Genomic DNA, 19151 nt, shown 5'->3' on the forward strand with positions numbered 1-19151 from the left:
TAATTATCTTTAAATTAAACCCTCAAGACTTCTTCTAAAGTCGTCTAGTCCTTCATCTTTATCCTCTTCTTTTTGTTGAGAATAAGATGTTTCTCTATTTTGTTGTGGAGGAACTAATAATAATCTGTCCTCATCATTTTCTGGTACAAAACCAGCCTCTACGAATCTATTTTCATATCCAGATTGTGTACAAAAGATTTCTATTTCTTCTCTATCAATACTAACAACAGATGGGCAGGGAAAGTCTTGTGCTTCTAACAACCCACAATATCTATCAGCATCATCTTTATTCTCAAACATTAACACGATTGTTTTTCCAGCAAGTTCTAGAGAATGAATTCCCTCGCTATCTTTCCCAACTGAATAAAGTAAAACGTAAACTTGCTTGGTCATAATCAGTTAATTTTTTTGTGGTTAAGGTTAGCTATGTGTTTCATAATTGATCTCCTTCTAAAGAGATTTCTTGAAGTCTTTTATACAAGGCATCCTCAGCATCTCCTAAATCGGCAGGTATAACAACCACAATCTCAACTAGTTGATCACCACGTCTTCCTTCGAACTCTAATCCCCTTCCTCTTAATCTTAGTAATCTGCCACTAGATGAACGTGGTGGAACTTGAAGAGTAACTTGACCAGTAAGGGTTGGGATGTCGACCGCACAACCTAAGACAGCTTCTGGTGGAAACAACTCAAGTTTATAAAGGACTCTAAGACCATCTATTCTTAGACCATCATCTGTTTGTACTCTTAATTGAAGAAAGTGATCTCGGCCACCTAAAGCTACGCCTGCAAGCCTCAACCGCCATCCATCTCCAGCAAAAGGTGGGGTCCTTATTTCGACGATTGTTCCATCAATAAGCTCAAGCTCAACAGAAGTCCCATACAACGCCTCTTCTGGACTTAATTCTATTAATGTTTCTAAGTCCTCAGTTACCTGTACCGGAGGTGATGAAGGAGGAGATGATTTTTCTGGGGAGTTATAAGAAAATTCAACAGAAATCTGATCTTCTTCTTCTTCTTGCTCTGAATCGATAGGTATGCCTAAAACAACATCTAGATATTTATTAAAATCAGGAAACCCACTAGAGAAAGGGTCTTGATTCTCTGAGTATAAATTTAATGAGTCTTCCCATACCTTTCTTTTTCGTGGATCACTAAGAACCGCATACGCCTCGTTAACTAATTTAAATCTCTCTTCTGCTTGCGAATCATTTACATTTAAGTCTGGATGCCATCTTCTGGCTTCTCGTCTAAAGGCCCTTTTCAATTGTTCAGGATTACTATCAGGAGAAATGCCTAATAATGACCAATAATTAGGATTATCTATAGAAGTCATTATCCCAGGGATCCCTAGAGTCACGATTTATATTTCCGCGTCTATCTGGTCTACGATTTTGATAATCCCAAGGATCATCATCCCAATAATCATCTGAAAAGAGTTCATCTTTTAAAGAACCAAAAGTATTTTTTATACCTTGAAGTGGATTAGCTTCTGTTCGCTTTTCAGCAGATAACCTACGATTCAAACCAAACAAAGCCTCCTGTAAAGAAGCCACAGCAAGCTCTAACTCTTGTGGGTTATTTTCTTGAAGAAACTCTTCAACATCACGCACAGCTAATTCAACAGAGCGTTGCTGACGTTCTGCGCCATATGGGCCAAGCTCAAGGGAAGCATCTCTTAAACGTCTTTCAGCTTGTGCAACTAGTGTAAGAGCACTATTGCGTTTCTCAATCGAGGAACGTTTTCTTCTGTCTTCAGCCAATTTAGATTCAGCTTCTGATAACAAACGTTTAATTTCATCTTCATTGAGATTTGATCCACCCTGGATGTTGACTGACTGTTTTCTACCAGTTGTTCTATCTGTGGCACTAACTTCTAATATTCCATTTGAATCAATATCAAAAGCCACCTGTACTTGAGGGACTCCTCTCGGTGCTGGGGGAATGCCTGATAATCTAAATTTTCCTAAAGACTTGTTATCTCCAGCCATTTGTCTCTCACCTTGCCAAACATGTATTTCTACCGATGATTGATTTGACTCAGAAGTACTAAATACATCAGATTGTCGAACTGGTATTGGAGTATTTCTAGGAATCAAAACTTTCATAAGACCTCCAACAGTTTCTAAGCCAAGTGAAAGTGGAGTCACATCATTAAGCAAAAGATCCCTTAATTCACCAGTTAATATTCCTGCTTGTATAGCAGCACCAACTGCTACTACTTCATCAGGATTGACTGACTGGCAAGGTGAGTTTTGTACAAGAGTTTTTACTAATTGTCTAACCATTGGCATTCTTGTACTACCACCTACAAGTACAACATCATCAACATCATCAGCTTTCCAGCCCGAATCAGTTAGAACTGATTGAACTGGATTAAGAAGTCGATCTAATAAATCAGGACAAAGACTTTCGAAAGTACTTCTATCCAGATTGGTTTCAATATGTAGTGGGCCATCTGGCCCAGTAGCAATAAAAGGAAGTGATATAGGCGTAGTTTGAACACCTGATAATTCTTGCTTAGCTTTTTCAGCTGCCTCTGTAAGGCGTTGCAATGCTTGACGATCTCTACGAAGATCCAAAGAATGTTTAGTCATAAATGAATTAGCAAGCCAATCAACAATCCGCTGATCGAAATCATTGCCGCCTAATTGGGTATCACCACATGTTGCCTTCACATCAAAAACGCCGTTAGCAACTCTCATTAGGGATACATCAAAAGTACCCCCACCTAAATCAAAAACAAGAACTCTTCGAACTGCACTTTTGTCAAAACCGTAAGCAAGTGCAGCTGCGGTAGGTTCATTCAGGATTCTTTCAACGTTTATTCCTGCCAACCTTGCTGCATCTCGAGTTGCCTGACGTTGAGAATCATTGAAATATGCTGGTACTGTTACGACAGCACCATCAACAGTCTCCCCTAAATAAGTCTCAGCATCCTCTACCAATTTTCTTATGACACTAGCGACTAGCTCCTCTGGTGCATATTCTCTCTCTGTAGCAGGACAAGTAATTCTGATATTTCCTTGATCATTAGCACGGACGTTGTATGGAACCGACAGGCTGTTCTCTTCAAGCTCTTCCCAATTTCTCCCAACAAAACGCTTTAGATTCGAAAAAGTGTTCCTAGGGCTTAGTACTAATTGTCTTCGAGCTAGCTGGCCTACTAAAAGCTCGGTTTCTTTTGTATATCCAACAACTGAAGGTGTTGTGCGGCTACCTTCAGAATTAGCAATTACAACTGGCCGACCAGCTTCTAGAACCCCTGCGACGGAGTTGGTCGTCCCTAAATCAATACCAATGATCCGCCCCATGACTATTTGTATTGAAACCCCACCGTAACGGCCTCCCATTAAAAGCCAAAATATTTTTGTGTAGTGATGCCCACATTATTAATGATTTCATAAAAAAAGCTATCAAGCGATTAGTTTTATAGGTATCAGCGCTCCAAATAGTGAATAAGGGTCAGAAAGACCAATACATCCTCAGAAGAAGACCTGACTCTGAAAGATTGGTAGATGACGGTTTTAAGAAGCTAACCATAACAATGGCTTCAATGGTTGCATTGTTGCTAGGTGGAATATTTTTATTCGTCTTATTGGGAGCACAAGAGTCAATCAGTAGATATGGTGTTAAGTTCCTATTTACTTCTGAATGGAACTCAGTAACTGATCAATATGGTGCATTTACTGCAATATATGGAACATTATTGACTTCATTAGCGGCAATAACTATCGCCGTCCCTCTTGGAGTTGGGACAGCATTAGTTATTACTGAAAATATCTTACCTCGAAAATTAGGTAACATCATTGGTGTAATGGTCGAATTACTCGCAGCAATACCATCAGTTGTGCTAGGGCTTTGGGCTATATTTATATTAGAACCTTTTTTAAGGCCATTTTTTTACTATTTATATAATCATTTTAGTTGGATTCCTATATTTAGTACTGAGCCAATTGGACCAGGAATTGCCCCTGCCATATTAATCTTAGTAATCATGATATTACCCATAATAACCTCAATATCTAGAGATTCACTCAATCAAATACCAATAACACTAAGAGAAGGTGCCTACGGAGTTGGGGCAACAAGATGGGTGGCTATATTTAGCATTTTATTACCAGCGGCGGTTTCCGGAATAACAGGCGGGGTTCTTCTAGCGCTTGGCAGAGCCATGGGAGAAACAATGGCAGTTACTATGATAATTGGTAATTCGCTGAATTTTAGTTGGTCCTTTTTATCTCCTGGAAATACGATTTCAGCAATGTTAGCCAATCAATTTGGAGAAGCTGATGGGGCCCAAGTATCTTCACTTCTATATGCTGCTTTGGTCTTAATGTTATTAACTCTAACTGTTAATATATTTGCTCAATGGTTGGTTAAGCGTCTGAGCCTAAAATACTAAAATGAAAGCCAAATTAAATTTAGATTTTCCATCTGGAGATTTAAAAACAAAAAGAAAAGAGCTCTATTTTAATTCGAGTCTGAAGAGAAACATTATAGAAAATTCATTAACACTTCTATCAACCTTATTTACTTTCTTTGCAGTACTTCCTCTTGTTTTAGTTCTTTTCTATGTTCTAATAAAAGGGGGATCACAATTAAACATTTTATTATTTACTGAATTACCTGAGCCCCCTGGAGACGATCTTATATCAGCAGGTGGAGTTGGCAATGCAGTTTTAGGAACTTTTATTATAACCTTTATAGCTTCATTAATTGCTGTCCCAATTGGAATAGGTGGAGGCATTTACCTCGCAGAGTATTCAATTGGAGGACCCTTTGCCAGATTTATTCGGTTTGGAACTAATGTACTTTCTGGAGTGCCTTCAATCATAGCTGGAGTATTTGTGTACGGTACAATTGTCTCAACGAAAATTATATTTGGAAGTAACTTTAGCGCTATCGCTGGTGGATTAGCATTATCAATTCTAATGTTACCAATAATAATAAAAACAACAGATGAAGGACTTAAATTAGTACCTGATGATTTGAGAAAAGGGGCTTTAGGTGTTGGAGCTTCCAAATTCATAACGATCACAAGAATTACCCTCCCAGCAGCATTTTCTCCAATAGCAACTGGCATAATACTTGCAGTTGCAAGATCAGCAGGTGAGACAGCACCACTTATATTTACTGCACTATTTTCTTTCTATTGGCCTGTAGGCTCAGAAGCTCTCCTTGATCCAATTGCTTCACTGTCGGTACTAATTTATAATTTTGCTTTAGAGCCTTATAGTGCACAAAATGAATTAGCATGGGCTGCCTCTTTTATTCTAGTACTGGCAATACTAATATTAACTATCTTAGCCAGAGGACTTGAATCAATGTTAGACAAGAAGCAATGAAACTAGAATTTTCTACTATTAACCTAAGCAACTATTAATAAAATGAAGATCTCAGAGAATACTGCAGCTAAAACATCAGCACTATCACTTGAAAATGTATCAATGAGCTATGATAATAGTCAAGTGGTTAGGAATATATTCTGTGAAATCCCAAGATCAAAAGTAACTGCTTTAATTGGACCATCTGGCTGTGGTAAATCTACAGTATTAAGATCATTAAATAGAATGAATGACCTCATACATGGTTTTTCTCTAAAAGGTCGAGTACTCTTCGAAGGCATTGATTTATATGATCCCAAAATAGATCCAGTTGAGGTAAGAAGACGTATCGGAATGGTATTTCAACAACCTAATCCTTTTCCCAAAAGCATCTATGAAAATATAGCTTTTGGAGCAAGAATAAATGGATTTACTGGTGATATGGATGAATTAGTGGAAACTTCACTTCGCAAAGCCGCAATTTGGGAAGAATGCAAAGATAAAATGAAATCAAGTGGGCTCTCACTATCAGGCGGACAACAGCAAAGATTATGCATAGCAAGAACAATAGCAATTGAGCCAGACGTTATACTGATGGATGAACCATGCTCAGCTCTTGACCCAATTTCTACACTAAAAGTTGAAGAAACAATACATGATTTAAAGAAGAATTTCACAATTATTATAGTAACCCATAATATGCAACAAGCTCTACGAGTGAGTGACTATACAGCATTCTTTAATGCCGAGAAAGTTGAGGAAAACTCCACTGGAAAAATAGGCTATTTAGTCGAATTTAATGAGACCGAGAAAATCTTTAATTCACCAAAGCAAAAAATTACTAGAGATTATATTTCAGGTAAATTTGGTTAAGATAATAGATAGTATTGTATTTGGATTTAAATATATCCCGATTGTAAAGGTAATAATTAAAGGTAAATTTTTTTATTTGGAATAGTTAGAACGGAGAGGGAGGGATTCGAACCCTCGATAGAGTTGCCCCTATACAGCATTTCCAGTGCTGCGCCTTCGACCACTCGGCCACCTCTCCAATTTTCAAGCATTTAAAATCTAGCAGGGTATTCATTGCAAGTGATATCTATAGATATTTTTATATCTATTTCCTCACTACCGAGTCAAGGCCACTTTATTAAGACGAAAAAGTTTTGTTGTTGACCAGCAAGCAAGAAGTAGATTATTTCAGAGCAAATTAAGTTGCCTTTTCATAAAAAGCTCTTCAGATCATGAGGCAATGTAAACTATTATGAAAATAAATCCATAGCAGAATGTAACTGGCATTCTTAATGCTTTGCAATCAGGATAAGCATAAGATTAATATGTCTTCTAGATTCAAATTTCTAAATACATTTAATGACTATTCAACCTTCGCAAATATTTTTCTATATCCTATATTAAGTCTAACTATAAGTACATAATGTCAGACAAGAACTGTTTTAAAGCTGCTTTATTAGCTGGATTGAATGAGGAAAACCTCAATCAACTTACGAACGTAGCAAAATTCGCGGCAAAGGAAGGGGGCAATATCCTAATGCAATATTATGGAAAGATAAAGAACATCAAGAATAAGTCTCGTTCAGGAGATCTTGTAACAGAAGCAGACTTAGCTTGTGAGGAGTTCGTTGTTAATTATCTTAATTCCAAAACACCTAAAATTACAATTCATGCTGAAGAAAGAGGCTTAAATGGTTTGTCAGATGAATTATGTTGGTATGTAGATCCACTTGATGGAACAACAAACTATGCTCATGGATATCCATTCTTTGCCACATCAATTGGTTTAGCATGGAGAGATATGCCAGTTCTAGGCGCAATTTCAATACCTTTTCTAAATGAATTATATTGGGGCGCTCCTAAACTAGGTGTTTATTGCAATAATAATCGGATTAAAGTTTCATCTAGCAATGTACTAATTAATTCATTACTAGTAACCGGATTTGCTTATGATAGGTGTGAAGTAAAGGACAATAATTATGCGGAATTCTGCTATCTAACACATAGAACTAGAGGTGTAAGAAGAGGAGGAGCTGCAGCTGTTGACTTAGCATTTGTAGCGTCAGGTCGCCTTGATGGTTATTGGGAAAGAGGGCTGGCAAAATGGGACCTAGCTGCAGGAGCAGCATTGATTGAACTTGCTGGTGGACTTATTAGCGATTACCCCAAAGGAGATTTCAACCTAAGGAAAGGAAGAATTCTTGCTTGTACTCCTGCAATACAAAAAGAACTTCAAACTGAATTAAATAAAGTAATACCATTGGAAGAAGGCTCTTACGGAGCATCAAAATTAAGGTGCACTGAACCTTAATTTTTAAATTCACTCTCAATAAATAATGGCACTTCAACCTGCCTCTGGGGCAAAAGATTTAAATCCAAAGCAAGTGGAAACAAACCATTTGCTTAGCAAAAAATTAGCTGAGGTTTATCGGCTTTGGGGGTACGAAGAGGTTTCTCCACCAAGAGTGGAGCGCTTGGCAACATTAATGGCTGGTGGTGCAATAGAAAATGCCGAAATAGTAAAGCTTGTCGCAGATGAGCCATTAGGGCTAAGGCCTGAAATGACGGCCTCAATAGCCAGGGCAGCTTGCACAAGATTTGCACAAAGGCCAAGGCCATTGCGCTTATGGGCCTCAGGTACAGTTTACCAAAATCGAGAATCGATTGAGAAAGGTGTAAGTATCGAAGAAAGTCTTCAATGTGGAGTGGAGTTATTTGGAATAAAAGGGATTAGCGGAGAAATGGAACTTTTGTCTCTACTGCTAGATTCAATGGAGAAGTTAAAACTAAATAGTCAATATGAACCTAGACTTCTAATAGGACATACATCATTAATGGAATTAATATTACATCCTTTAAGAGAAGCTTGTAGAGCAAAGGTAAGAAATCATCTCGTTAATTATGATAGATTATCTTTAGAGAAAGAAGAAATAGAAAAAGAATTAAAAGCAAGATTAATTAAACTCCAAGAATGCAGAGGATACCCATCAGATGTATTAAGGGAGCTAGAATCTAATCTTGGAAAATCTAATGAACTAAATAATCTTAAAAGATTATTTAGTATGATCGAACCTATAGCTAAAAAACATGAAATTGAACTACAATTAGACCCTACCTTCCAACCACATTTCGAACTTTATACAGGCATAAATTTTCAATTGATATGCAAAGGAAGTTCTGCGCCAGTAGTAATAGCTAGAGGTGGTAGATACGATGGCTTAGTTAAACATTTTGCCCATAGAGAAGGTGATGAGACTGGGTTAGGGTTTAGCTTTGAAATAGATAAAATAAGGGAACTATTAATTGAATCAAAACTTACCGAGTTATCAACTGAAAAGATTTTGATAACCTATAGCAATAGAAAAAGGCTTGAAGATGCCTTAAAAAGGCAAAGTTATTGGCATAATAAAGGACAAGTAGCTGAAGTCGAGTTAGAACCATTTAATACAGAGCAGGAGGCAATATTAGTTTCAAAACAAAGGGCTTGTTCACAGATGGAATGGCTAGATGATTAATTTAAGCAAAAGAGAAGAGAAAGAAATTATTCAGGAGATTAGATATCTCTACTGCTTCCTTATGAGATGAAGTAAGATTTAAAATGTTAAGGTACGGAGAACACAACCTCTTTGGACTTGAGGTTTAAGGGTAAAGGTTAGTAGTATTAAATTTGGTTCCTTAAAGTTATGACATTACTAGAAGAAGGCCAGATTCAGATTCATACTGAAAATATTTTCCCTATAATTAAAAAGGCTGTCTACTCAGAGCACGAAATATTCCTTAGAGAGCTCATTAGCAATGGTGTAGATGCAATTAACAAGAGACGTATGGCAGCTATGGCCGGTGACTGTCAAGAAGGAGATGATGGAAAAATAAATGTCAAAATAAATCGCGAAGAGAAAACACTCACAATTTCTGACAATGGAATTGGAATGACAGCTGAAGAGGTAAAAAAATATATCAACCAAGTAGCATTTTCAAGTGCGGAAGAGTTTCTTCAAAAGTACAAAAAAGAAGACGGTGGAATAATTGGACATTTTGGACTAGGTTTCTATTCAAGTTTTATGGTTGCTAAGAATGTTGAGCTAATTACAAAGTCAGCTAAAGAGAATTCAGTACCTATTGCATGGTCATGTGATGGCTCTCCAAATTTTTCGATTATAGAGACTGATAGAGCAGAGATAGGAACCGATGTAGTACTTCATTTAATGGAAGAAGAGATTGAATATATCGAACCTACAAGAATAAAAACTTTGATAACTAAGTATTGTGATTTCATGCCAATTGAAGTCCAGCTAGAAGGTGAGGTAATAAACAAAAGAAATCCTCTATGGAGAAAGAATCCAAGAGAGCTAAAAGATCAAGATTATATTGACCTTTATAGATACCTCTATCCTTTTCAAGGAGATCCCCTCCTTTGGGTTCACTTAAATACAGATTATCCATATAATCTTCAGGGTATTTTATTCTTTCCAAAAATAACTGGAAGAGCAGATTGGGAGAATGGTGAAATAAAGTTGTATTGCAATCAAGTATTTGTTAGTGATTCAATAAAAGAAGTAGTACCAAAATATTTATTACCACTTAGAGGTATTTTAGATTCACCAGATATACCTCTAAATGTAAGCCGTAGTGCATTACAAACAGATCGAAGGGTAAGGTCTATAGGAAGTTTTGTAGCAAAGAAAATAGCTGATAAGCTTCGTAAAGTTAAACAAGAAAACCCATCATTCCTAGCAGAGATATGGGATTCAATCTCTCCTTTTATTAAAATCGGAGCAATGGAGGATGAAAAATTTGCAGAGCAAGTCGAAGATATAATATTATTTTCTACAACAGCCTCTAAAACTGATAACGACGGGATTGAAAGAAATATTATCTCTGCAGATAACAATAACTTCACTACATTAGATGCATATATAAGTCGATTAAATGAAGGGTCTGATAAAAAGATAATTTACTGTACAGATGAGATTTCTCAAATGACTGCCTTAAATTTGTGGAAATCTCAAGGAGCTGAAGTTCTTAAAGTGGAAACAGTAGTAGATACACAGTTTATTCCATGGCTGGAATCACGGCACAAGGATATTACATTTCAACGTGTTGACTCAGAATTAGATGAAAGTCTAAAAGAAGAACAAACCGAAATTCAAGATAAAGATGGAGGAACAAAGTCAGAAAACTTACGTAAGTTAATTAAGGAATCTTTAGAAAATGACAAGATTACAATACAGATACAAGCTTTAAAAAGTGCCGACGCACCAGCTGCGATGATACTTTTACCAGAGCAAATGAGAAGAATAAATGATATAGGCGCACTAATGGAGCAACGTCTTCCAGGCCTCCCAGAACATCATGTGCTTTTAGTAAATCTCCGTCATCCACTAGTCAATGCATTGATCAAGCTCAAGTCTGGATCAGTCCTAATTGGTTCTAGTGAGCTATCCCCAACAGAAACACTTACTAAGGAACTTGCAAACCATCTTTATGATATGGCTAAGCTTGGCGTCGGCGGAATGGAACCCAATGAAATCAGTGGATTCCAAACAAGAACAGCTGAACTAATGAGTAAGTTAATGGAAAAAGCCTTATAGAAACCTTCTAGAAGTTTGATAGTATACAATTAAGGAAACAAGAAGCCATTAAAATTAGAAAAATGTCTAGAGTCTGCCAACTCACAGGAACACGAGCAAACAATGGAATGGCTGTAAGCCATTCACATATACGTACAAAGAAATTGCAACAAGCCAATCTTCAACAAAGAAAACTATGGTGGGCTGAAGGAAACAAATGGATAAATATCAAAGTAACTACTCGAGCTCTAAAAACAATACAAAAAAAAGGTCTTGGACCATATGCAAAATCATTAGGAATTAATCTAAACAAGATCTAGGCAACTAAAACAACTAATCCAATTAAATAACGTCGAAAAAGTATAGAACCTAAATAATTACATAATAGAAATTTCTATAAAAATCACCAAAGATAATGAAATGATTGACAAATGGGCAGTACTAAGAAAAGGTGGCTGTTGTGACAACCCATTTTAAGAACGAAATTTTCAATAGGAGTAAGAAGAATGCTATTAGAAGAGGGCAAAAGCAAGTTCATCATCCTCTACCATCGAACCCCATATGAGGAGGGAAAGGACAAAGCTGGAAGAAAAATTTGGTGTGATCATAAAAGCCCTAATGGAATCATTCCTACACTGAGAAACCTCTTTCATAGTCGAGATGAAAGTACTTGGATTGCGTGGAGACAGGTTGCAAAATTAGAGGGTCATCTTGATGAAAGAATTGAGATGAAAGAACCTTCACCATTTACTCTCCGAAGAATACCTTTAAAAAAAAGTGAAGTTAATAGTTTTTATCACGTAACATCAAAGGAATCATTTTGGCCTATCCTTCATACCTTTCCAACATACTTTGATGTTAACAACGCTGATTGGAAAATCTTTGAAGAAGTAAATCGACGATTTGCTATAGCTGCGTGCATAGAAGCAGCAAACAATGCCACTGTATGGGTTCACGATTACAATTTGTGGTTGGCACCAGCATTTATTAGAACAGAAAGGCCGGATTTAAAAATTGCATTTTTCCACCACACCCCATTTCCTGGTAACGATGTTTTCGCAATACTTCCATGGAGAAGACAAATAATAGAAAGTCTTCTCTGCTGTGATCTTGTTGGTTTTCATATCCCTAGATATACAGAAAACTTTGCACGTGCTGCAAACTGTTTAGTAGGAGCAAAGAAAGGGCCAAAGAAAAATGTAGACAAGAAGTTCATAGCAGTAGGAAGTGCACTTACCGAACCAGAAGAGACACCCTGGTTGTCTCATGCAGGAAAGAAAGTAAAGCTTCTTTCCTCACCAGTGGGTACTTCTCCAGAACTAATTCAATCCTTAATTAATAAACCAAGTGTTAAAACTTATTCTCATGAAATTAGAGAAGGCACAAAGAAAGGTAGAAAATTAATACTCTCTGCTAGCAGAGTTGACTATACTAAAGGTAATGAGGAGCTTTTATTAGCTTTTGAAAGATTATTAGAAAGACGTAAAGATCTACATGGAGAAATTGTTTTAATGATCTCTTGTGTTGCTGCAGCAAGTGGAATGAAAATTTATGAGGAAACTCAAAGGTCGATAGAAGAAATGGCAGGAAGAATTAATGGACGTTTTAGCCTTATTGATTGGGTACCAATTCGTATTTCAACAAGAAGGATTCCATATGAAGAAATGGTTGCTTGGTTTACTGAAGCAGATATTTGTTGGATAACACCCTTAAGAGATGGACTTAATCTTGTAGCAAAAGAATACGCTGCAGCAAGAAAAAATCGTGGGGGAGTCCTAGTTCTTTCTGAGTTTACTGGCGCATCTGTTCTTCTCAATGGTGCTGTACTGACAAATCCCTATTCACATAGGCGTATGGATGAAGCTATAGAAGAAGCAATATCAATGGATGAAAAGGAACAATTCATAAGAATGCAATCAATGACATCTGCTGTAGAAGCTTACACAGTAAAGGATTGGGCACAAGATCAAATTAACTTTGTAGAAGATAAATCAACTAACAAATGAAACTCTATAAATTAAAGTATTTAATAATAATATTATTAATATTTTCATTTTTTACTTTTAATGCAATATCAAAGGTATCAGAGGCAACTAATATAAGTATATTAATGCCAGCACCATTTGCAAAATCAACGGAACGGTTAGTAGAACAATTTAACAAGGAAAACAAAGGAAAAATAAATTTAGAAGTCACCCAAGGACCTCTAGAAACAGAATCCGTTTCTGATCTAGCAATAAGCAGTCTTTTGCTAGGGAATAGCCCATTCGACATACTTTTGATGGATGTAACATGGCTTCCAAAATATGCTGAAGCTGGTTGGTTAGCAACATTAGACCAATGGATCGATCCAAATATGCGTGACTCTCTTTCCTATGGTGCCAGTTTAGGTAACAGTTACAAAGGTGAATTATATAGATGGCCATTAGTTGCAGATATGGGACTTCTTTACTGGAGGACTGATCTAATGAAAAGAGCACCGAAAACACCAGAAGAACTTTTAGAAATCAGTCTCGAACTAAAGAATAAAGGAATAGTTCCTTATGGTTATGTTTGGCAGGGTCGTCAATATGAAGGGCTTAGTTGTGTATTCCTAGAAGTTCTAAGTGGTTTCAAAGGTGAATGGTTAAACAACTCAAATGAAATAAATTTAGCAAATCCTGAATCAATAAAGGCAGCTTCCTGGTTAAACGAATTAATTCAAAGTGGAGCAAGTCCAAAGTCAGTAACAAACTTTTCAGAAACTGAAGCACTTCAAGCTTTTGAATCAGGTGAAGCTGCTTTTATGAGAAACTGGCCCTATGCATGGGCAGAACTTCAAAAAGAAAAAAGTTCGGTCAAAGATAAAGTTGGAATTACAACAATGGTTTCAGAGAATGGAGAGAACTCAACAGCTACATTAGGGAGTTGGGGTTTTTCAATACTAAAGAGTTCTGATAATAAAGAGGCTGCATTTGAAGCTATAAAGTTTCTAACATCAGAATCTGCTCAAAAGGAATTGTTCATTCATAATGGATATACTCCTACAAAAGAACACATCTTTGAAGACAAAGAACTAATAAAGAATTCTCCAATACTTCCTATCTTAAAAAAGGCATTGGCAATTGCGAAACCAAGACCTGAGACTCCATTATATGCTCAAATAAGTGACGTACTTCAAAAACAACTTAGTTCTATATTAACAGATGGTAAAGACGTAAATGAAGCAATGAAGTTAGCAGAACAAAAATCTAGAAAGATAATATCTTCAACAGGTAGTTAAGTATGAATATACTATTATTTCTTCCTGCAGCTATTCTAATAATAATCGTATATTGTATACCAATATTTAGATATACGTGGTTAAGCCTACATGCTTCATCTGTAATGACAGGGTTAAAGATAATACCAAATAATGGGGGGAACTGGAACAGAATAATTAGTGATGATAGATTCTGGCAAGATGCATTCCAAACATTTAGGTTTGCTAGCATCTCTGTTCTATTTGAAATTCTATTAGCAATAGCAATAGCACTATTATTAAATCAAAAATTTAAAGGTAGAGGGATAGTAAGAGCACTTTCACTTTTACCTTGGGCACTACCCACTACTGTTATGGCACTAGGCTGGAGATGGATATTTAATACTCCTTATGGGCCAATAGAACAAATAATATCTTTATTCAATCTTGAAGCATTAAACATATTATCAAATCCAGGAGTTACCTGGATAGCAACTGTTATAGCTGATGTATGGAAAACAACTCCATTCATAGCATTAATATTATTAGCAGGCTTACAATCAATCCCGTATGAACTCTATGAGGCCTTTAGATTAGAAGGTGGTAATAAAATTCAAGCTTTTATAAAAATCACACTTCCATTATTAAAACCATATCTGGTACTTAGCATATTATTCCGTATGGCTCAAGCATTTGGTGTATTTGACCTCATTCAGGTCATGACAGGAGGTGGCCCTGCAAGTAGTACAGAGAGCCTTGGACTTTATGCCTATATAAATGCAATGAGATTCCTAGATTTTGGATATAGTGCAACAATAATAATATTTACTTTTACTCTGTTGCTATCTTTCTGTTTACTTAGTTGGTTATTTATAGGACAAACAAAAAATATAATCTCATCAGATAGATAATGAAGCGAAATAAATACCTTATCCTGATATTATTAACCTGGTCCTTATTTCCTTTTTGCTGGCAGGTATATACATCCTTTAGTGTCTCTGAATCAATCCTAAACCCAATTTCACAAATAGAAAGTCGCTGGACATTAGATAATTACATACAAGTATTAACGGCAAATCCACCTTTTTGGCGTTATCTTCTAAATAGCACAATTGTTGGCACATTGTCAACAGTATTAACAATCTTACTTGCCATCCCAGCCTCATATGCCATAGCAAGGCTTAAAAGTTTTTCAAAGAATACAATAAAAATATTATTACTTACTGCATCACTTTTTCCTTATGTATTACTCTTTCTTTCTCTACTTGAGATAGCTAGAAAACTAGACTTAGGAAACAATTTAGTTGCTTTAAGTATTCCTTATGCAGCATTATCTATGCCACTTGCTATACTTTTACTCTCCTCTGCATTTCAAGATCTTCCCTTAAACCTTGAAGAGGCAGCGATTATAGAAGGATTAGATTTATGGCAAAGAATTCGTTTAATCTTAATACCTCTAATCTCACCAACATTAGCAAGTACTGGGATCATAATTTTCTTATTTTCTTGGAATGAATATCCCATTGCACTTACTTGGATAAGCAAGTCAGAATTAATTACACTCCCAGTGGCAATTGCAAGGATTGCAGGTTCATCAGTTTACTCAGTCCCCTACGGTGCATATGCAGCAGCTACTGTATTAGGCGCACTACCATTAATTTTAATAGTATTATTATTTCAAAGGCAAATTATTTCAGGTCTTACCCAAGGAGCTATAAAAGGATGACTCTTAAACTTATTAATATTGGTAAGCGAATAAAGAACAACTGGATTATTCGTCATTTAGATCTTGACATAAACAATGGAGAGTGTCTTGCTATTCTTGGTCCTAGTGGCTGTGGAAAAAGTAGTACCTTGCGTTTAATTGCAGGCCTTGATAAACCAAATGAAGGAAAGATACTAATCGATAATAATGATGTTACGAATATATCGCCAGTTAAACGTCGTGTTGGAATGGTATTTCAGAGTTATGCTCTTTTCCCACACTTATCAGTTTATTCAAATTTGTCATTAGGACTAAAAGTGAGGGGTGTTTCAATAAAAGAGCAAAAGAATAGAATTTCTTCTATTTTATCAATAATGCAATTAGAAGAATTATCTGGCAGACTTCCTTCAGAGCTCTCAGGAGGGCAAAGACAAAGAGTTGCCTTAGCAAGAGCATTGTTAAGAGATCCAGTTGTCTATTTACTTGATGAACCTATGAGTAATCTAGATGCGCAATTACGCGAAGAATTAAGACCTGAATTACGTCGGTTAGTTCTTAATGGATCCAGACCAACTATATATGTAACGCATGACCAACAAGAAGCTATGGCCATCGCAGACAGAATTGCTGTTTTAAATAATGGAAAACTAGAACAAATTGGAACACCCCAGGAATTATACATTCGTCCAAACTCCTTATTTGTCGCAACATTTATTGGGAGACCTCAAATAAATCTCATGCCAGAAAAGCATGGAATAATTAGAGGTATTAGACCAGATGATATCTATTTCACAGAATCCGGATTGTCATCTAAAGTTATCCATAGAGAGTGGTTTGGAACCAACCAAATAATATTCATAGAAAATTCGTTAGGCTCACTAAAAATGACATGTGAATCTAGTATAGAAATCAATGAGAATGTTCATGTTGGTTGGAAGCAGAAAGACGAGCACCATTTTGATGCAAGTTCAGGTATTCGATTAATCAATTAAAAAAATATATCAAAAAAAGCCAACTAATAAGCAAAAATTCTTTTTAGTTTTCTAAGTGCAGAGTGCTATATAGAATATTACCAACTAGCAACAAAAAATGCATGCGCTTTCTCTAGGGACCTGGTTTATTCACATCGCGACACTATGTGAATGGACATTGGCAATCATTTTTATCGCCCGTTGGGGACGTTCTACAAATAATTATGGCTTGATATGGCTTGCAATCGCAATGTTGCCGAATCTTGCAAGTGCTATGGCAGCCATAACTTGGCACATATTCGACAATAGTGAATTATTAAAAGGTTTAGTTGTGCTACAAGCAGCCTTAACCACATTCGGCAATATTTGCTTGGCTCTAGCCGCATGGAATCTTGTACGTGCAAAGGTCCAGGAGTCTTCAACATGATCAGTCCAGAATCACTGCTGCAATACCTTGCAGAGATTGATCCAAGCCCTTTCTTTGTTTTATCTCTTATCCCTTATCTATTTTTTCTTAATTTCGCTCAAAGAACCCCAGCTATACCAAAAATTTCTCTATGGGGATTTCGTTTGACATTGCTTTTCGTACTTATGACAATAATTTTTGCTGTACTGGCTCTTCAACTTTATGACAGCGATCTAACAGATATTGACCCACTCCATGGTGCAGCAGAATCCTTCCTAACCCTTAGCGATGCATTGGTAGCAATAGGTTTCTTACGACTTGCACAAAAGCAAGAAATAAAAAACTCTTAAGAGGCAATACATCTTTTTGCTGAATGGCACTTAATATCCGAAAATAGATATGTTGCTTCCGGTGTCCGATGATCTCGACCTTACTAGCTGCTGCAGACCCAGCAACTTTCCAGTGGTCGCCCAAATGTGCAGCTGTAATGATTGCCTGCAATGTTTTTGCATATGCAATTGCTAGAGCCAATATTGCAAGGCCCAATGAAGGATTCGAGCTGCCCAACTCCAAGTTCTTTGGAGGGATGAGCCACGCTTCTGTGGTAGCCGCAAATGCTCTCGGCCACGTTTTAGGAATAGGATCAATCCTAGGACTTGCAGCCAGAGGAGTCCTCTAAGAAACTTGCTTTACGTCCTTTAAATTCATCGCCAACCAAACAGGTAGGGCAAAAGTTTTAGGCCGTAACGCTCAAATCGATAATCAAAAAGCAAAGCGCTGATTTCCTCAGCGCTGGCTTTTAATGTCAATGCATCTATTAATTTGATTAACCTCTGGTCAGCAAATTCCCCTGTCAAGCCCCACCAAGTTTTTTTCCCAAGCCTATTAGAAACTGACCATCGCCAACCAAGCCTTTCATTTAGCTGTTTTTGATAATTAATCAACTCCTTTGAACTGGAAGCACTAAGCACCTTTGAAGATGCTGAAATCCTTAGTTTTGCTAACAATAAAGGTGCCAGTACTTCGGCACTTAAAAGTGCGTGCCTTATTCCTTCGCCCCCTAACAAGTTCGCTGTACTTACAGTATCACCAACTCCAATAATTCTTCCTGATATATGAGCTTCTTGTCTTTTTAGTGTGCTTCTAATAATGCCACCATGTCTATCCAATACTGGCAAAGCATTCAAGTCAAATTTCTTTAGAAGATTCTTTAAAGCAATACCATTTGACATCTTCCAACTATTTTTATGACTAGAAGGTGGAAGACTACAAAAACCCACTTTCAAGCGATCTTGCGACATAGGAAATATCCAGCCATAACCATGTTTGATCCAACTTGAACCTAAGAAAAAAGTAATACGATCATTCCATTTATTAGAAGTATGAGAGTTTCCTTGAAGGATCCACTCAACACCAGACCCCTCTAACAAAATATCTCGTCCAGAAGTAAAAGAAATTTGCTTAGGTCCTATCAATAAACGATTATGACCCGTAGCATCAATCACATACAGAACTCTTCTTTTTGTTAGTTCACAATTAGGCCCCTGAAGTTCTACATCTACAAAATACCTTGAGGAAGAAACCCCCCTTACAGTCCAACCGCATAAAAACTCGACACCTACTGCCTTAGCTTTTCTCCAAAGTTGTTTCCTTAATTTTGCAAAATCAAGAACTGCTCCTAAATTGCTGTCACTGTTCCATTGATGAGACTTACCTTTAGGATCAAAAATTTGCCAACTTTTCCAATATGATGAAACAGAAGTAGAAGGGATTAAATTATCATCAATAGAATTTATTGGGACAACAGCACTTGAAAAACAGTTTTCTTCTGCTGATTTAAGACGGTCAACAAGAATAACATTAACTCCCTGAATAGCAAGTAGTTCTGCTAACCGTGATCCTGATGGACCTGCACCAGCGATCAAAACTGACAAGAGTTA

The 19151-nt window shown here is 36.7% G+C and carries 19 protein-coding genes and 1 tRNA gene; 15 read left to right on the forward strand and 5 right to left on the reverse strand.

Going from position 1 to position 19151, the window contains the following annotated elements; translation table 11 throughout:
• Window positions 1-9: 9 nt before the first annotated feature.
• Genes SOI82_RS02050 through dnaK form a run of 3 tightly spaced genes read right to left on the reverse strand, consistent with a single transcriptional unit; the run spans window position 10 to window position 3314 of the window.
• Window positions 10-393: a DUF3110 domain-containing protein gene (locus SOI82_RS02050; RefSeq protein WP_320667728.1), complete on the reverse strand. Its 384-nt coding sequence runs from the start codon at window positions 391-393 to the stop codon at window positions 10-12.
• A 40-nt stretch (window positions 394-433) separates the two neighbouring features.
• Window positions 434-1336, reverse strand: a complete 903-nt coding sequence (locus SOI82_RS02055) for a DnaJ C-terminal domain-containing protein (RefSeq protein ID WP_320667729.1) — start codon at window positions 1334-1336, stop codon at window positions 434-436.
• Window positions 1320-3314: a molecular chaperone DnaK gene (gene dnaK, locus SOI82_RS02060; RefSeq protein ID WP_320668454.1), complete on the reverse strand. Its 1995-nt coding sequence runs from the start codon at window positions 3312-3314 to the stop codon at window positions 1320-1322. The genes SOI82_RS02055 and dnaK overlap by 17 nt, the downstream gene beginning before the upstream one ends.
• A gap of 140 nt (window positions 3315-3454) precedes the next feature.
• Here dnaK and pstC point away from each other — a divergent pair, with 140 nt between their 5' ends.
• The 3 genes from pstC to pstB are packed head-to-tail and all read left to right on the forward strand — an operon-like array spanning window position 3455 to window position 6200.
• A complete protein-coding gene (gene pstC / locus SOI82_RS02065) occupies window positions 3455-4405 on the forward strand; it encodes a phosphate ABC transporter permease subunit PstC (protein ID WP_320667730.1) in 951 nt (316 codons plus the stop codon).
• Between the two features lies 1 nt (window position 4406).
• The gene (pstA, locus tag SOI82_RS02070; protein ID WP_320667731.1) at window positions 4407-5348 is read left to right on the forward strand and encodes a phosphate ABC transporter permease PstA; all 942 of its coding nucleotides are present in this window, start codon (window positions 4407-4409) and stop codon (window positions 5346-5348) included.
• A 42-nt stretch (window positions 5349-5390) separates the two neighbouring features.
• Window positions 5391-6200, forward strand: coding sequence for a phosphate ABC transporter ATP-binding protein PstB (pstB, locus tag SOI82_RS02075; protein ID WP_320667732.1), 810 nt, complete (start codon window positions 5391-5393; stop codon window positions 6198-6200).
• 91 nt (window positions 6201-6291) lie between these two features.
• Here the strand turns inward: pstB and SOI82_RS02080 are convergent.
• A tRNA-Ser gene (locus SOI82_RS02080) sits at window positions 6292-6378 on the reverse strand.
• A 384-nt stretch (window positions 6379-6762) separates the two neighbouring features.
• On the opposite strand from SOI82_RS02080, the gene SOI82_RS02085 reads away from it, so the two are divergent.
• From SOI82_RS02085 to psaK, 12 genes are all read left to right on the forward strand, one after another.
• Window positions 6763-7650, forward strand: a complete 888-nt coding sequence (locus SOI82_RS02085; RefSeq protein WP_320667733.1) for an inositol monophosphatase family protein — start codon at window positions 6763-6765, stop codon at window positions 7648-7650.
• Window positions 7651-7675: 25 nt separating this feature from the next.
• The gene (locus SOI82_RS02090; RefSeq protein ID WP_320667734.1) at window positions 7676-8854 is read left to right on the forward strand and encodes an ATP phosphoribosyltransferase regulatory subunit; all 1179 of its coding nucleotides are present in this window, start codon (window positions 7676-7678) and stop codon (window positions 8852-8854) included.
• Window positions 8855-9022: 168 nt separating this feature from the next.
• Window positions 9023-10930, forward strand: coding sequence for a molecular chaperone HtpG (gene htpG, locus SOI82_RS02095; RefSeq protein WP_320667735.1), 1908 nt, complete (start codon window positions 9023-9025; stop codon window positions 10928-10930).
• Window positions 10931-10992: 62 nt separating this feature from the next.
• Window positions 10993-11229: a 50S ribosomal protein L28 gene (gene rpmB / locus SOI82_RS02100; RefSeq protein ID WP_320667736.1), complete on the forward strand. Its 237-nt coding sequence runs from the start codon at window positions 10993-10995 to the stop codon at window positions 11227-11229.
• A 186-nt stretch (window positions 11230-11415) separates the two neighbouring features.
• Window positions 11416-12915, forward strand: coding sequence for a glucosylglycerol-phosphate synthase (gene ggpS, locus SOI82_RS02105; protein WP_320667737.1), 1500 nt, complete (start codon window positions 11416-11418; stop codon window positions 12913-12915).
• A gap of 104 nt (window positions 12916-13019) precedes the next feature.
• Window positions 13020-14171, forward strand: coding sequence for an ABC transporter substrate-binding protein (locus SOI82_RS02110; RefSeq protein ID WP_320667738.1), 1152 nt, complete (start codon window positions 13020-13022; stop codon window positions 14169-14171).
• A gap of 2 nt (window positions 14172-14173) precedes the next feature.
• Complete coding sequence (locus SOI82_RS02115) at window positions 14174-15040, forward strand: sugar ABC transporter permease (RefSeq protein ID WP_320667739.1); 867 nt, start codon at window positions 14174-14176, stop codon at window positions 15038-15040.
• A complete protein-coding gene (locus SOI82_RS02120) occupies window positions 15040-15855 on the forward strand; it encodes a carbohydrate ABC transporter permease (protein ID WP_320667740.1) in 816 nt (271 codons plus the stop codon). The genes SOI82_RS02115 and SOI82_RS02120 overlap by 1 nt, the downstream gene beginning before the upstream one ends.
• Complete coding sequence (locus SOI82_RS02125; RefSeq protein ID WP_320667741.1) at window positions 15852-16826, forward strand: ABC transporter ATP-binding protein; 975 nt, start codon at window positions 15852-15854, stop codon at window positions 16824-16826. The genes SOI82_RS02120 and SOI82_RS02125 overlap by 4 nt, the downstream gene beginning before the upstream one ends.
• A gap of 97 nt (window positions 16827-16923) precedes the next feature.
• Window positions 16924-17232 (forward strand): DUF2499 domain-containing protein, encoded by a 309-nt coding sequence (locus SOI82_RS02130; protein WP_320667742.1) that lies wholly within the window; start codon window positions 16924-16926, stop codon window positions 17230-17232.
• Window positions 17229-17561 carry a DUF3593 domain-containing protein gene (locus SOI82_RS02135; protein ID WP_320667743.1) on the forward strand — a complete coding sequence of 111 codons (333 nt, stop codon included), beginning with the start codon at window positions 17229-17231 and terminating at the stop codon, window positions 17559-17561. Before SOI82_RS02130 ends, SOI82_RS02135 begins: the two co-directional genes overlap by 4 nt.
• A 68-nt stretch (window positions 17562-17629) precedes the next feature.
• Window positions 17630-17890 carry a photosystem I reaction center subunit PsaK gene (psaK, locus tag SOI82_RS02140; RefSeq protein ID WP_320667744.1) on the forward strand — a complete coding sequence of 87 codons (261 nt, stop codon included), beginning with the start codon at window positions 17630-17632 and terminating at the stop codon, window positions 17888-17890.
• A gap of 25 nt (window positions 17891-17915) precedes the next feature.
• Here the strand turns inward: psaK and SOI82_RS02145 are convergent, their stop codons facing one another.
• On the reverse strand, window positions 17916-19145 hold the full coding sequence (locus tag SOI82_RS02145; protein ID WP_320667745.1) for an NAD(P)/FAD-dependent oxidoreductase: 1230 nt from the start codon (window positions 19143-19145) through the stop codon (window positions 17916-17918).
• Between the last annotated feature and the right edge of the window lie 6 nt (window positions 19146-19151).

The sequence above is a fragment of the Prochlorococcus sp. MIT 1307 genome, assembly GCF_034092395.1.
Taxonomy (GTDB): Bacteria; Cyanobacteriota; Cyanobacteriia; order PCC-6307; family Cyanobiaceae; genus AG-363-K07.

Coding starts and splice junctions, on each gene's coding strand:
- dnaK (WP_320668454.1), bottom strand. CDS start 3,314: ATGGGGCGGATCATTGGTATTGATTTAGGGACGACCAACTCCGTCGCA.
- SOI82_RS02050 (WP_320667728.1), bottom strand. CDS start 393: ATGACCAAGCAAGTTTACGTTTTACTTTATTCAGTTGGGAAAGATAGC.
- pstB (WP_320667732.1), top strand. CDS start 5,391: ATGAAGATCTCAGAGAATACTGCAGCTAAAACATCAGCACTATCACTT.
- SOI82_RS02085 (WP_320667733.1), top strand. CDS start 6,763: ATGTCAGACAAGAACTGTTTTAAAGCTGCTTTATTAGCTGGATTGAAT.
- htpG (WP_320667735.1), top strand. CDS start 9,023: ATGACATTACTAGAAGAAGGCCAGATTCAGATTCATACTGAAAATATT.
- rpmB (WP_320667736.1), top strand. CDS start 10,993: ATGTCTAGAGTCTGCCAACTCACAGGAACACGAGCAAACAATGGAATG.
- SOI82_RS02110 (WP_320667738.1), top strand. CDS start 13,020: ATGCCAGCACCATTTGCAAAATCAACGGAACGGTTAGTAGAACAATTT.
- SOI82_RS02130 (WP_320667742.1), top strand. CDS start 16,924: ATGCATGCGCTTTCTCTAGGGACCTGGTTTATTCACATCGCGACACTA.
- SOI82_RS02090 (WP_320667734.1), top strand. CDS start 7,676: ATGGCACTTCAACCTGCCTCTGGGGCAAAAGATTTAAATCCAAAGCAA.
- SOI82_RS02120 (WP_320667740.1), top strand. CDS start 15,040: ATGAAGCGAAATAAATACCTTATCCTGATATTATTAACCTGGTCCTTA.
- pstA (WP_320667731.1), top strand. CDS start 4,407: ATGAAAGCCAAATTAAATTTAGATTTTCCATCTGGAGATTTAAAAACA.
- ggpS (WP_320667737.1), top strand. CDS start 11,416: ATGCTATTAGAAGAGGGCAAAAGCAAGTTCATCATCCTCTACCATCGA.
- SOI82_RS02055 (WP_320667729.1), bottom strand. CDS start 1,336: ATGACTTCTATAGATAATCCTAATTATTGGTCATTATTAGGCATTTCT.
- SOI82_RS02125 (WP_320667741.1), top strand. CDS start 15,852: ATGACTCTTAAACTTATTAATATTGGTAAGCGAATAAAGAACAACTGG.
- psaK (WP_320667744.1), top strand. CDS start 17,630: ATGATCTCGACCTTACTAGCTGCTGCAGACCCAGCAACTTTCCAGTGG.
- SOI82_RS02135 (WP_320667743.1), top strand. CDS start 17,229: ATGATCAGTCCAGAATCACTGCTGCAATACCTTGCAGAGATTGATCCA.
- SOI82_RS02115 (WP_320667739.1), top strand. CDS start 14,174: ATGAATATACTATTATTTCTTCCTGCAGCTATTCTAATAATAATCGTA.